The organism is Shewanella colwelliana (genome assembly GCF_001735525.1).
Lineage (GTDB): Bacteria > Pseudomonadota > Gammaproteobacteria > Enterobacterales > Shewanellaceae > Shewanella > Shewanella colwelliana.
Map to the genome: position 1 here is coordinate 57,853 of NZ_MCBT01000011.1, position 12,503 is coordinate 70,355.

The following is a 12,503-nucleotide window of genomic DNA, read 5'->3' on the forward strand; positions in this document are numbered from 1 at the left end:
GGCTAACGCTTACCCAGTAGATTTTGCCACATTATTTTAAAGCGTTGCCAAATGCCTGGGTGGTCTATGCTTGCCATAGACTCCTCCACCACTAATTGCGGCGGGCAAACGCGCGGTGTCAACACGCTGATAAATGCATCAAGCGTGTCGGCAAGCTTTATTTGTGGCTCATCTCCGGGGATCTCAATCCAGACCGAACCATCCTCATTATTGACGACTAACATCTGATCACCCTCACCCAATACACCAATAAACCATGTCGCAGGTTGCTTCAGCTTCTGCTTCATCATTAGGTGACCAATCAAGTTTTGTTGCAAATAATCAAAATCATTATCATTCCATACCTGCAACAGCTCGCCGTCTCCCCATTGCGAGTTAAACATCAATGGTGCCGCAAAATAATCACCATACAGATAGTTGATATCCTTGTGCAGTGTCATCTCTAACGCGTGGTCGATATTATCGAACCTGCCTTTGACCTGACGCTTTACCGCTCGCCATGTCACCGAATTTTTTTTAACCTCATCCATCCCCTCGTGATATTCACCCTCGATACAATCAGATTGTTCGCCATGAGGGTAATACCGAGGTAGTTCACCTAGTTTGTCCATATAACTTTGGTGATATAACGCGAGAAATTTATCTAAAGCAGGTAAAGAAGACACTTAGCACAAGCCCAAAATTCAAGTATAATATTCGTCTATTTTGACATGGAAAAACGATTGATGACACCAGTTCATGACCCATATAGTAACGCTCCAGCCCTTTCAGAGTTAACCCTTGGAAAATCGACCGGTTATCAAGCTGAATACGATGCATCCTTGCTACAAGGCGTACCGAGAAAATTAAATCGTGATGCGATTGCTTTATCGGCTGAACTCCCCTTCCATGGTGCCGATATCTGGACCGGTTACGAGCTCTCTTGGCTAAATGCTAAAGGCAAGCCAATGGTGGCGATAGCTGAGTTTATTCTGGATTATCAAAGCGCAAACCTTATTGAATCCAAGTCATTCAAACTCTACCTTAATAGCTACAACCAAACTCGCTTTGAGTCTGTGGAGCAGGTACAGCAGACCTTGGCTAAAGACCTGACGGCATGCGCCGAAGGTGAAGTCGTGGTGAAGATCCTTGAACCCAAGCAGTTTGGCGCCCAACGCGTGGTTGAATTACCCGGAACTTGCATCGACGACCTTGATATTGAAGTTGATAACTATGCATTTACCAGCGACTACCTAATCGATAGTACCGATGACAAAAGTGTTGTGGCAGAAACGTTAAGCTCAAATCTCCTGAAGTCTAACTGCTTAATTACTTCACAGCCCGATTGGGGCAGTGTGATGATCCGTTACCAAGGTCCTAAAATTGATCGAGAGAAACTACTGCGTTATCTCATATCATTCCGCCAACATAATGAGTTTCATGAACAGTGCGTTGAGCGAATATTTGTCGATCTTAAGCAATTTTGTCACTGCGCCAAACTTACGGTTTATGCTCGCTATACACGCCGCGGCGGCCTTGATATCAACCCATACCGCAGTGATTTCGAAAACCCACCAGAAAGCCACCGTCTTGCACGCCAATAGACTTTGTTAAGTTATTAATGGCCCAGCAAATGCTGGGCTTTTTATTCATGATCTTCATTTTCTGACACCAAGAGCGATTCTCTCCGTCTCCAAAAGCTGCATCCCTACATTAGACAGTTACGATAAATACCTATTTAGGAATACCTCTAATTTAGTACAAGCTTATGATCTTTATCACATTTATTGACACAGAAATGTAATCATCCTGCAACATTGTTTTAGATCAAAAAATCAAACCGTTATCAGCTCTATAACAGCTGCAAGCACTGATGAAACAAAAGGATCACAATAAATGAAAGTTCATGCCCTAACCTTAGCCGTACTCGCGAGTTTAGCATCAAGCAGCACCGTATTCGCTGAAAATGTCGACCCACTAAAAAAAGCATTTATCGATGACTCAGCCGTAAAAGTTCAATTCCGTCTGCGTTATGAAGACGTAGATGTTGCCAATGTCGATCAGCAAAACCAAACTACATTACGTACCCGTTTAAACTATAAGACAGGTGACCTATACAACCTGTTTGCAGTTGCAGAAGTCGATGATGTACGCTCAACTGACAACGAAGCACTCATTGGGGACTATAAGTACACTCAAATCAACCAAGGCTATATCGGCTATAAAGGCCCTGCGAACACCTTGGCTCAGCTAGGTCGTCAGCGCATAATACTTGATAATCAAAGATTTGTTGGTGGCGTTGGTTTCCGTCAAAATGAACAGACCTATGATGCGTTTTCAGCAAAAAATACTGCTGTTGAAGGCCTAACCGCTTATTACGCCTATGTTGCTACTGTAAACCGTATTTTCCCTGAAGGCTCAGGTAAAGAAGAGCATGACAACGAAACACACCTTATCAACGTCAACTACAAAGGCCTTGAGTTTGCCAAATTAACGGGTTATGCCTACCTTATCGACAACCAAGATGTCGCCGCATTCTCAACTGACACCTATGGTGTGCGCGCTACCGGTGATGTAAAACTTGATGCTTTAAAATTAAGCTACGAAGCGGAATTTGCCCAGCAATCTGAAGGAAGCGATAATCCAGCAAGTTACAGCGCGTCATACTACAAACTGGGTGCAGGTATCAACTTCGATGCTTTTGGCGCCAAAATTGGCTACGAAGTGCTAGGTTCTGACGATGGTAAAGCAGGCTTTATTACCCCTCTTGCGACCTTACATGCCTTCAATGGTTGGACAGATAAGTTCTTATTTGGCGGTAAAGGTAACTGGGAAAATGGTCTAGTTGACACTCATCTCATCGTGACTGCAAAACTTGCAGGCCTAAAGCTACTCGCTAAATATCACAAGTTTGATTCAGACTATGGTGACATCGACATGGGTAAGGAGTGGGGTGTTTCGGCTACCTACCCATTTGCCAATCACTACAGCGTGGGTGTTAAGTACGCCAGCTTCAGTGGCGCCGATGAAGGCTACGGTTTCTCAAACGATACCGACAAGCTTTGGCTCACTTTCCAAGCTAACTACTAATCGTCTAAGCGTTTAAACCCATGTGGTTTAAGCGCAACACTCCCTAATTAAGCAGGCAAGGTTATTTATGCCTGCTTTTTTCTGTCCATTACACACTTTTAAATAACTCACTTAGGCTGATCATTGTGCCACGCAGACATTGTGTAGGCCGATTAATACACACCGCAAAGCGATAATATTCATCCAGATGCGCCAATGTCACACTCCAATCATCGCTGCGCTCTGCGCTGTCTCGATACTGCATCAGACTAATCCCTCGGCTCGCTTCAATCTTGCCTAAACCGTCAATCAACAAACACTGACGGCTAACGTCATCAAAGCTGAAGCCAAATGACTTTAAGGATAGTGCTAGGCCTAACCCTTTCGCTTTGATATACGACTCTTTTAACGCCCACAGATTGAAAAAACGTTCGCGCTGCTCAGCCGTTGGCAACGCCAGCAACCCATCACGCTCCTGCTCAGTGAAATAGTGATTTAAAATGGAGTAAATATTGGTCGTTGAACGCCGCCTCTCAATATCTGCGCCCAGCTCGATATCGGCGTCGCCATGAGTAATGGCAAGTAGAAGGTAATCGCCACTATGACTGATGTTAAATGCGATTTGAGTGCGCTGAAACAGATCGGCTTGTAGCCTAGGTTTGCCTTTGTCACCATAGTCAAACCGCCATTGACTTGGTGTTATCTCAACTCCTAATGTCATAGCATAACGGGTTAACAAGGCACGTAAGTAACCTCTAACCAGTAACCCTTTTTCTTGCGCCTCTTGGCGTGCATAGCGCCTTACTTTAGCAAGCTCACCTTCTGGTAACCAAAGCGACAACTTAGCACGGTCAGTTACAGACAAGCCATCATCAACTAATGGGCAACAATATACGGCAATGTCGTTGGTGACCTTATCAACTGGCGGTGTCAAATTGATTGCTCTTTAAGGAGGGTAAAGCGCGATTTTAACAGCATGAAGCGTCTAAGCAAATATCTCCAAAATTGATCACTGCGGCAATCGCAATTAAAAACTCCATCTCATCTGGCCAAAGACAACTGTCGACGCAGATTGGCCAAATAAACTCTCTGCCTTACCATCGAAACGCTGGGCGATAAGTTGCAATTGCCAGTCATTAGCGAGCGAATAACTGACGCTAGCCCCCAAGAAATAGGACCCATCCTGATAATAACTCCCAGAGGCACTAAGGCGGCTTAATGATGATACATCAAAGCTCACTTCGCCATAATAGGTCCATTGGGTATAACTCAGTGTCCGGGCATTCACAGGTAAGTTGAGGTAGAGCAATGCATTATCAGCCTTAGTCGGTGCTGAGATATAGAGCACAGAGCCTCGTATCATCCAGTTACGCTCGCTAGCAAAACTGTAGTCGCTCTCAAGCGTGGCCACATGGGTTGCTGATAATTGCTGCGTAGGCGAGATTAACTGCATCGACAATGACGAGTTTAACGCCTGGTTGAGCCGTGGCCAGCTATCATAAATTGGGTCAAAATAGCTCCACTCTCCTCGCACTCCCGCCCCTTGAATATCTGCGGCAAAGCCGCCGCCGAACACCCTATCAATCCCCGCTTTCCCTGCTAGGAACTGTATGTCCCACCCGCCATGGTTAAATAACATGCGCGTCGCGTAGCGATTGAGATCCTTATCTTGGTTAGCGTTATAAACTAACTCTACACTACTGGCAAACCCCAGTTTACGGCTAACCATCACCGCATCAGCACCTGCTCGTTCCTCATAATCAAAATCGTAAATAGAGTAAGCATTAAAAATATCATTGGGATTCCACAATGTGCTCATCGCCCAATTAATTCGAAATCGCCCCAATTTAAGCTGCCAATCTGCATCGGCATTAAAGGTTAAATATGCCCTATCAAGTTGGCTGTTGCCGACCCAGCCATCGCTATCGAGCCAGTTGGTCGACAGGTCGAAATAACCACTATCAACGCCCACCAGCTTACCGTAGGCTGGAAACTGACTGGAATCGCCATAAAAGAGTCGATTACGCATCCCCAAATTAACGCGCAGTTTACTGTCAAAACGATATTCAAAGTTGAAACGCTGATGAAGCAGATGATCAAGCAAACTATCACTGCCATCAGGATGAGTGGCTGTGGCCATATATTTAACATAACCGGTTAGATCCCATGCTTTTTGAGGGGCAAGCCCGGGGATGGGCGATGCACTCAATGGGTAAACCATGCAAAGACTCAGCAGGCTAGCAAACCGATAGTGGTTCGTTTTCACTGCTGTTTGTCCTCAACAAGCTGACCATCGTCAAAAACAATCACTCGCTTGGCGCGTTTTATCACCCGTTGATCATGGGTGGAGAAAATAAAAGTGGTGCCCTCTTTTTCATTGAGTTGTTGCATAATATCAAGCAGTTCACTGGTACTTTTAGCATCCAAATTTGCGGTAGGCTCATCTGCCATCACAAAGCGTGGCCGCGGCGCTAATGCTCTGGCAACAGCTACTCGTTGTTGCTGGCCTCCTGATAGCTTGGCAGGCACCTTATGTAACTGGTCTGTCAGCCCAACCTGATTTAGCAATTCTGTGGCCCGTTGCCGACACACTTGCTCGCTGTGCCCCTGAAGTTGCATCACAAACTCCACATTCTCTAACGCAGTCAGCACAGGGAGTAGGCTGTAATCTTGAAAAATAAAGCCAACATGATCGCGGCGAAAAGCAATTAATGCCTTGTCATCTAACAGACAAATATCGTTATCATCGATGCATACAGCCCCAGAGGTAGGGGAGTCGATGCCACCGATCATATTGAGTAACGTGGTCTTGCCTGAACCCGATGGCCCCATTACTGCGACAAACTCCCCCTGCTTTATACTCAAATCTAACGCTTTAACCGCATGCACTGGAAAGTCACTTTCCGGGTTGTAAACTTTACTTAGCTGACGAATTTCGATACTCATCGCATCAACTCCTTAATGCTTATGTGACATGGCATCAACAGGCCGCTGTTTTAAAATTTGCCGTGCAGGATAGAGTGACGCCAAGATGCTGACCAACACCACAGTGACAAACACCGCGACATATTCATTGGCGCTTACTGTTGGGTAAAGCGTGGTGTCGACACCAAACGCCCCTAACCCTTGAGCCATACTGCCTAGCGGAATGCCAGTGTGTCCCAGCAGCGTGACCAGCATTAAACTGGCCAGTAATCCAATCGTTGCGCCCGTTACCCCTAAAAGCGTCGACTCCATTATAATAAGACTGAACACCTTGCCTTTTACCATGCCAATAGCCATCAACATTCCTAGCTCTCTGGTACGTTCAAACACCGACATCAGCATCACATTAACAATACCGAAGCCCATTGCAGACACAAAAATGATCAATATCACTGCATTGGACGCGCCCATCTGCGAAATGATGGTCGCCAGCATCGGCTGCACTTGCTGCCAATCTCGCACCCTGTTGCCACTATCGCTCAACAGGCTCAATTGTCCCGCAAGTTGTTTTGCCACGTGATTATCCATATTATTTGATTCATTGAGCACAATAGCTATTTCATGAATGCCCTTAACCCCTGCCAGTTTGCTCAAATCGCTGCGCCGCACGTAACTGTTTGCTTCATCAAAGCTGCTCGAAGGCGAGTTAAAGATGCCAGCGACACGAAAGGCAGCCCCCGTGACGTCTTTGTCGGCATTACTAAACGTCAGAACGACTTTAGACCCCAGTTTCAGTCGCAGGCGCTCTGCGGTCTTTTGTGATACGACAATCGGATGTCGTCCCGTTTGCGGCAGCCAACTTCCCTGGGTAATACTGCCAACAATTGGGGTCACTTCAGCTTCGTGCAAACTATCTATGCCGTTAATGCGTATACCGCGATTAGCACGGGCCGAAGCAATCATGCCATCAACAAGGAAGCGCGTAGAAAAAGCCTTTACCTGTGGCATCCTCTGTAACGCCTCAATTAATGGCTGCGGGTTGATTAAAGTCTCGTTGATATCGGGGTCATCGAGATAGCGCTGGCTTTGGATCTGAATATGACTAGTTTGCCATGCAATGGCATTATCAATCATGTTGCCATACATGCCCGACATAAACCCCATCATCGCCACCACGCCCATCAAGCCAAATACCATGGCACACACCATGGTTGAGGTACGAATTTTGTTACGCCATAGGTTTCGCCAAGCCAATTTAATGACCATTATTATCCCCCTTCAGCGCCGCAACCAACGTTAAATGATAAGCACGCCACAAAGGATAAAGCAGACAAACACTCATCAGCGTTAATACAATGAACACCTGTTCTGCAACAAGCCTGACCGAGATCAACATTGGCATAATTGGCTCCCAGCCCATCTCCAACATCATCCTTGCTGTATCTCCCGTCAATTGGATGGGGTGATAATAAAAGTACCCGATAACAGGTAGACTCACCGCTAACCCAATAATGACACCAAGCACAGAGATAAAACTCGACTCGATAGCGATAAGCAGCAGTAGCTTACGCCGTAATAATCCCGTCGCTAACATGACACCAAATTCACGCTGTCTCTCTAAGGTCATCATTAAAATGGTGGCAAACAGTGCAAAGCCAACAATGCCATAAAGCAGATACATCATAAACACGCCACCAGCCTTATCCATGGTGATCTGTTGCGCCATCTCAGGGGCTAACTGTTGCCAGTCTCTAACATTTACCTCGGCGCCATACAAGGTTTGTAATTCAGCCTTTATGGCCGGGATCAGTGACAATTCGTCGCTGTGCAGTACCCAAGTAGTAACCTGCTCACCAGTAGAATAAAGCGTCTGAGCCAGTGACAACGGCATATAAACCAGCTGTTTATCTAGCCCTGCTAAGGGAAAGTGCAATATGCCTTTTATCCGATAGAGGCCTGCCGCCGTTTGCCCGCGATAACCCTGGCCATACAGCACAATTTCATCGCCAACCCCCAGAGATAATGCTTGAGCAAGCCCCTCACCAACCAGTACCGACTTATCGTTAGTTGCTATAAACTCACCTGCAACCAACTTACTCGCTATCCCTGAATATTGCTCTTCTCGCTCAGGTAACACACCAATCACCATCACCCCTTTTGAGCGTTCACCCGCCGAAGCCAGCGCAAAGGATTCGATACGCGGCAGTCGATAACTTACATGGGGCAGCGCCGATGCCAGCGAAATAAAGTGTTCGGTTTGAGGCAGGAGGTCTTCGATGCTTTGACTTTGATCAAATTCAGGATGTTGTAGCTGTATTAACCCAGTCGAAAAACGCGCGCTATTGTCGATATTGTATCGGTAACTCCCCTCCTGCATGCTACGCATAAAAAGTGACAAAAACAGCGCTAACGCCAGCGACAGCGAGGTTAATAGAGTGCGCCGCTTTTGCCGCCATAGATTACGCCACGCGAGTTTCACCAACATAATTAATCCCTTAAGCGATAATTAATCCCGTAGTGCTTTCATCTGCTGCTGTGAGAAAAAACTGTCATCAATAGCGAAATTAAACTGCGCCTCATGGGTAATAAACTCGGTTCTTTGCCCCGGTTTATCCGCAGGAATCATCGCCATCTTGGTGGCCAACACTCGGCCACCCAATGACTTAATCTCCGAGGTTTCTAAGGTATTAACCAGCTCGTTAAACTCATCATAAAACTCAACGCGGCGCTGCAGAAAACTGGTAGTAGAGATCCACAAACGAACCTTATTCCACACCACTGGCGCATCGGGTTTTGCCAACGCATCGATAATATAGCTATTATCTCCATCAACTGTTTCTTGCCCGACAATCTGATGGTCATAGTCGACGACAATAGAAGATTGATTAATCAAATCATCATTGGTGAAATCCGAGCCCATCCAAGATTGGCTTAGCATAGAGGGAGCGATTTTAATGACACGCTCAATGGAGGGGATCCAGTTCCACATCTCCTTAAAGCGCTTAAGTGATGCGCTCCCTTTATCTTTAGCTGGCGCGGTCACCAGTACCAGTGACAGGTCTTGTCCCTTAGTCCAACTTTTCATGGTCATTGAACGGGTCCAATCGGGACGGATAATGTTCATGGTTGCCACACTGTAGCTGGACTCTCCTCGCATCTGTTTATCTGACTGACGCACAATATCTTGCGCCTCTAACACACGCTCATCTGCAATAACCAGTTGTGCTAAGGTCAATAAGAGCACACATGTAAAAAAATGAACCATCTTCCCTGAAATCTTATTCATCACCCCTCCTATTATCCCTATTGCACAGAGAAATTTTGCATCTACTGTAACTATAACTGATTGAACAAAAACGAAACAGGGAATGCTCAGAAAATAAGCTCAGGGGAGAAAACATAGAAATAGCACCATTCCCTCACTCGACTAACCAGTAGTCATCACACCAATTTGGCACACAATAAAGGGCACAGACCGCAGAAAACAGGCTTTATCTAAGCAAGCTTAAAATAAAAAATTAATACGACTAATGTGCTAGCCAAGGCCACTATAAATTGTAGGCCCGCTCGGCGATGTTGTTTGGAATACGCAAGCACTTGAGGATGGGTAATTTGACTAAATAGCGGATGGTTTTCAACATTAAACAAAATAAAAGGCGCTTTAAACCAAGCTGGTGCGCCCAACGCAAACCAGATCCTCGGCTCATGATGTTTTATCGCTTGATAATAGCGCAGCTCAATAACACTGGTTCTGATGACTAACGCTGCCAAACACAAAGCTAATACCGTCAACATTGCTCACCGCTCCATATCTCGTGTTAACACTATACGTCTTGGCAACATAACACTAAAAAAGCGCGATGGGTCAGCATCACGCTTTGTTGGCTTTAGAAATAAACTTATTTTTTACAAGCTTTCATGGGGACCAAAAACCTCGTAGTGCATGCGGCTACTGTCGATACCTAAGTCCAATAATTGCTGCTTAATAGATGCCATAAATGCTACCGGCCCACAGAAATAATAGCGCGCGTTGGGTTGGATCTTATCGGCAACTTTCGACAGGTCCATAGTTCCTTCAAATTGATAATCTTCTGCAGGTAAGTCTTGGCTGTTTGGCTGGCGATACCAGACAAAACGCGTTAACTTATCATGGTGATGAATTTGGCTATTGATATAGGACTTAAACCCGTGTAACTCGCCGTTGTCACAAGCATGGAGCCAAGTGATGTTGGCGTGACTGTCGTCAGCCAATCGATAATTAAGCATGCTCATCATAGGTGTTAAGCCAACCCCTGCAGAGATCAACACGACTGGGTTTACCTCTTGTGTATCCAAGAAAAAATCGCCCGCTGGCGGGATCACGGCAAGCTCATCACCCACCTCATAACTGTCATGTAATAACGAAGAAACCTGGCCACCGACTTCGCGCTTCACACTAATGCGATAAGTGCGACCATTAGGCGAATCTGAAAGTGAGTATTGACGTATCTCTTGGTTCTCTAGTCTCGGGTGGTTTAGATGAACACTTAGGTATTGCCCTGGCAAAAAGCCTACCACTGGTTCACCGTCTACAGGTGTCAACTCAAAAGAGGTGATCACGGCAGACTCAATCACTTTGGCACTGATGGTAAACTGACGGGTCCCCTGCCAACCGCCTGTTTGCTCGGCACTATTCTGATAGAGCTGGGCTTCACGGCCAATAAAAATATCGGCAAGAAAACCGTAAGCCTTGCCCCATGCTTCAAGCACCTCGTCGGTAACAGCCTCTCCACCAAGCTCCTTAAGCGTTGCCAGCAAATGTCCGCCGACAATTTGATACTGCTCTGGTGTGATCAAAAAGCCGGTATGTTTGTGGGCTATACGCTCAACGGCGTCAGTTAGGGCACTCAGGTTTTCTATATTTTTAGCATAAGCGGCAACCGCGTTAAACAAGGCAACAGGCTGGCCACCTGTGTGTTGGTGGGCTAAATTGAAGGTATCTTTCAGCTCAGGGTTATGTTCAAACATCCGCTGATAAAAGTGAGTGGTTAGCGCCGGGCCGGCAGACTCGAGCAATGGGATTGTACTCTTAACAACATGGATTGTGTGTTGATCCAACATAGTGAACGGCTCCTAACATGCAAATATTATGTTTGTTTATTTTTTGCGATAATAAAGATGCATTTGATTTAGATCAATAAATATTATTATAAATTGTGTTGGACACGATCGTGATCACAAAAGAAAACGGGTTACTGCGCCAAGAGCACCACAACCTTGTGACGATAAAATGGTTAGCGAGCCTCGCAGGAGAGAAGCGTCAGTAAACAACAAGGGGGATTAGGCCAGCCATCTACACTCGCCAAATACCAAAATACAAAGCTTAAGCACTTGCATATTAACAAGTGCTTTTATGCAGCAACTTATTCAGGCTGACATGCCGCCACAAAGGTCATTTCAACTAAATAACTAGGGTCAGCAAGTTCCGCTTTAACACAGGCGCGACTTGGTGCACAACCTTGAGGGAACCAAGCGTCCCATTGCTCATTTAAAATCGCCAAGTGCGCAAAATCTGTCACATAAATAGTGGTCGACAATACCGATGATCTATCGCTGCCGACCTTCGCTAAAGTCGCTTCCGCTTGCGCCAAAATCTGCTTAACTTGGCCGTGTATGTCTGCACTGGTGTCTGTCGCAATCTCGACAAAATGCGCGATGCCATTAAAAATGGTCGCATCAGACCAGCGCGGACTTGGGTTAATACGTCGAATATCCATTTAATACCTTCTTTAACAAAATAAAGCGGTATGATAACTAAGTTTAGCGGCATACATCAGTAAAAATACGCAAGCCTAGCAGTTTAAGCCGCTCAGCAGTTTGTTAACATCTGTCGATTCATTCATGGCAAAAAATAAGGAGATCATTCAACATGCGCCAACTATTTCCGCTAGCACTGCTGCTCTATTCTGGTATCAGTCATGCCACTATCGCGCCGCAAACATTAACCGAGATAAAAGCCATTCAATTTAGTGAGCCCAATATTGCCACCGCCGGCTTACCCACCCCTGCACAGTTTGTGCAACTTAAAGAAGCGGGCGTCGATCTTGTGATCAATCTTATTCCACAGGGAAACCCCAACGGCCATGACAACGAGCAAGCACTGGTCACCGAAGCTGGTATGCGCTACGAAGGAATTGAAGTGGACTGGGAGCAGCCACGCTTAGAAGATGTTACCCGTTTTTTTGAAATAATGGATGCCCATAAGGGCCAAGATATCTTAATCCATTGTGTGGCTAATTATCGTGCATCGGCATTCTACTACCTCTATCGCAGCACCAGAGAAGGCGATGGTGAGCCAGTGTCAATGCAACAGGTGATGAGCCCATGGGGAGATTTAGACAGTAGCTTGCCACAGTATCCACAATGGCAGCAGTTAATTGAACAAGTAACAGCCCAAAGCGCACAATGACACTCACAGCGTTAATACATAACGAGCAAGCAATTAGCCTGCTCTATTTGTATTAACGCTACGCCTCTCTTTTTGATAACAA

The 12,503-nt window shown here is 45.9% G+C and carries 13 protein-coding genes; 3 read left to right on the forward strand and 10 right to left on the reverse strand.

From position 1 onward, the window contains the following. Positions 1–2: 2 nt before the first annotated feature. Positions 3–665, reverse strand: a complete 663-nt coding sequence (gene syd, locus BEL05_RS03930) for a SecY-interacting protein (protein ID WP_069670343.1) — start codon at positions 663–665, stop codon at positions 3–5. Positions 666–725: 60 nt separating this feature from the next. Here syd and queF point away from each other — a divergent pair, with 60 nt between their 5' ends. Both queF and BEL05_RS03940 read left to right on the forward strand, forming a co-directional pair. Beyond that, a complete protein-coding gene (queF, locus tag BEL05_RS03935; protein ID WP_028765356.1) occupies positions 726–1,583 on the forward strand; it encodes an NADPH-dependent 7-cyano-7-deazaguanine reductase QueF in 858 nt (285 codons plus the stop codon). Positions 1,584–1,875: 292 nt separating this feature from the next. Next, entirely contained in the window at positions 1,876–3,069 is a 1,194-nt protein-coding gene (locus BEL05_RS03940) for an alginate export family protein (RefSeq protein WP_069670344.1), read from the forward strand. 88 nt (positions 3,070–3,157) lie between these two features. Here BEL05_RS03940 and BEL05_RS21255 read toward each other — a convergent pair whose 3' ends face one another. The 9 genes from BEL05_RS21255 to BEL05_RS03985 form a co-directional block, all read right to left on the reverse strand. Next, positions 3,158–3,982, reverse strand: a complete 825-nt coding sequence (locus tag BEL05_RS21255) for a 4'-phosphopantetheinyl transferase family protein (RefSeq protein WP_069670345.1) — start codon at positions 3,980–3,982, stop codon at positions 3,158–3,160. Positions 3,983–4,075: 93 nt separating this feature from the next. Next, a complete protein-coding gene (locus tag BEL05_RS03950; protein WP_245686935.1) occupies positions 4,076–5,314 on the reverse strand; it encodes a hypothetical protein in 1,239 nt (412 codons plus the stop codon). Then, positions 5,311–5,994, reverse strand: a complete 684-nt coding sequence (locus tag BEL05_RS03955; protein ID WP_028765352.1) for an ABC transporter ATP-binding protein — start codon at positions 5,992–5,994, stop codon at positions 5,311–5,313. The genes BEL05_RS03950 and BEL05_RS03955 overlap by 4 nt, the downstream gene beginning before the upstream one ends. Positions 5,995–6,006: 12 nt before the next feature. After that, positions 6,007–7,239: an ABC transporter permease gene (locus BEL05_RS03960; RefSeq protein ID WP_069670347.1), complete on the reverse strand. Its 1,233-nt coding sequence runs from the start codon at positions 7,237–7,239 to the stop codon at positions 6,007–6,009. Beyond that, positions 7,229–8,458, reverse strand: coding sequence for an ABC transporter permease (locus BEL05_RS03965; RefSeq protein WP_069670348.1), 1,230 nt, complete (start codon positions 8,456–8,458; stop codon positions 7,229–7,231). Before BEL05_RS03965 ends, BEL05_RS03960 begins: the two co-directional genes overlap by 11 nt. A 21-nt stretch (positions 8,459–8,479) precedes the next feature. After that, positions 8,480–9,259, reverse strand: coding sequence for an outer membrane lipoprotein-sorting protein (locus BEL05_RS03970; RefSeq protein ID WP_245686936.1), 780 nt, complete (start codon positions 9,257–9,259; stop codon positions 8,480–8,482). Between the two features lie 209 nt (positions 9,260–9,468). After that, entirely contained in the window at positions 9,469–9,768 is a 300-nt protein-coding gene (locus BEL05_RS03975; protein ID WP_028765349.1) for a hypothetical protein, read from the reverse strand. Positions 9,769–9,879: 111 nt separating this feature from the next. Further along, complete coding sequence (hmpA, locus tag BEL05_RS03980; RefSeq protein WP_069670349.1) at positions 9,880–11,073, reverse strand: NO-inducible flavohemoprotein; 1,194 nt, start codon at positions 11,071–11,073, stop codon at positions 9,880–9,882. 302 nt (positions 11,074–11,375) lie between these two features. Beyond that, positions 11,376–11,729 (reverse strand): RidA family protein, encoded by a 354-nt coding sequence (locus BEL05_RS03985; RefSeq protein ID WP_069670350.1) that lies wholly within the window; start codon positions 11,727–11,729, stop codon positions 11,376–11,378. Between the two features lie 152 nt (positions 11,730–11,881). Here BEL05_RS03985 and BEL05_RS03990 point away from each other — a divergent pair, with 152 nt between their 5' ends. Beyond that, complete coding sequence (locus tag BEL05_RS03990; RefSeq protein ID WP_028765345.1) at positions 11,882–12,421, forward strand: protein tyrosine phosphatase family protein; 540 nt, start codon at positions 11,882–11,884, stop codon at positions 12,419–12,421. Positions 12,422–12,503 lie beyond the last annotated feature (82 nt).

Coding starts and splice junctions, on each gene's coding strand:
- queF (WP_028765356.1), top strand. CDS start 726: ATGACACCAGTTCATGACCCATATAGTAACGCTCCAGCCCTTTCAGAG.
- BEL05_RS03940 (WP_069670344.1), top strand. CDS start 1,876: ATGAAAGTTCATGCCCTAACCTTAGCCGTACTCGCGAGTTTAGCATCA.
- BEL05_RS03955 (WP_028765352.1), bottom strand. CDS start 5,994: ATGAGTATCGAAATTCGTCAGCTAAGTAAAGTTTACAACCCGGAAAGT.
- BEL05_RS03960 (WP_069670347.1), bottom strand. CDS start 7,239: ATGGTCATTAAATTGGCTTGGCGAAACCTATGGCGTAACAAAATTCGT.
- BEL05_RS03965 (WP_069670348.1), bottom strand. CDS start 8,458: ATGTTGGTGAAACTCGCGTGGCGTAATCTATGGCGGCAAAAGCGGCGC.
- BEL05_RS03970 (WP_245686936.1), bottom strand. CDS start 9,259: ATGAATAAGATTTCAGGGAAGATGGTTCATTTTTTTACATGTGTGCTC.
- BEL05_RS03975 (WP_028765349.1), bottom strand. CDS start 9,768: ATGTTGACGGTATTAGCTTTGTGTTTGGCAGCGTTAGTCATCAGAACC.
- hmpA (WP_069670349.1), bottom strand. CDS start 11,073: ATGTTGGATCAACACACAATCCATGTTGTTAAGAGTACAATCCCATTG.
- BEL05_RS03985 (WP_069670350.1), bottom strand. CDS start 11,729: ATGGATATTCGACGTATTAACCCAAGTCCGCGCTGGTCTGATGCGACC.
- BEL05_RS03990 (WP_028765345.1), top strand. CDS start 11,882: ATGCGCCAACTATTTCCGCTAGCACTGCTGCTCTATTCTGGTATCAGT.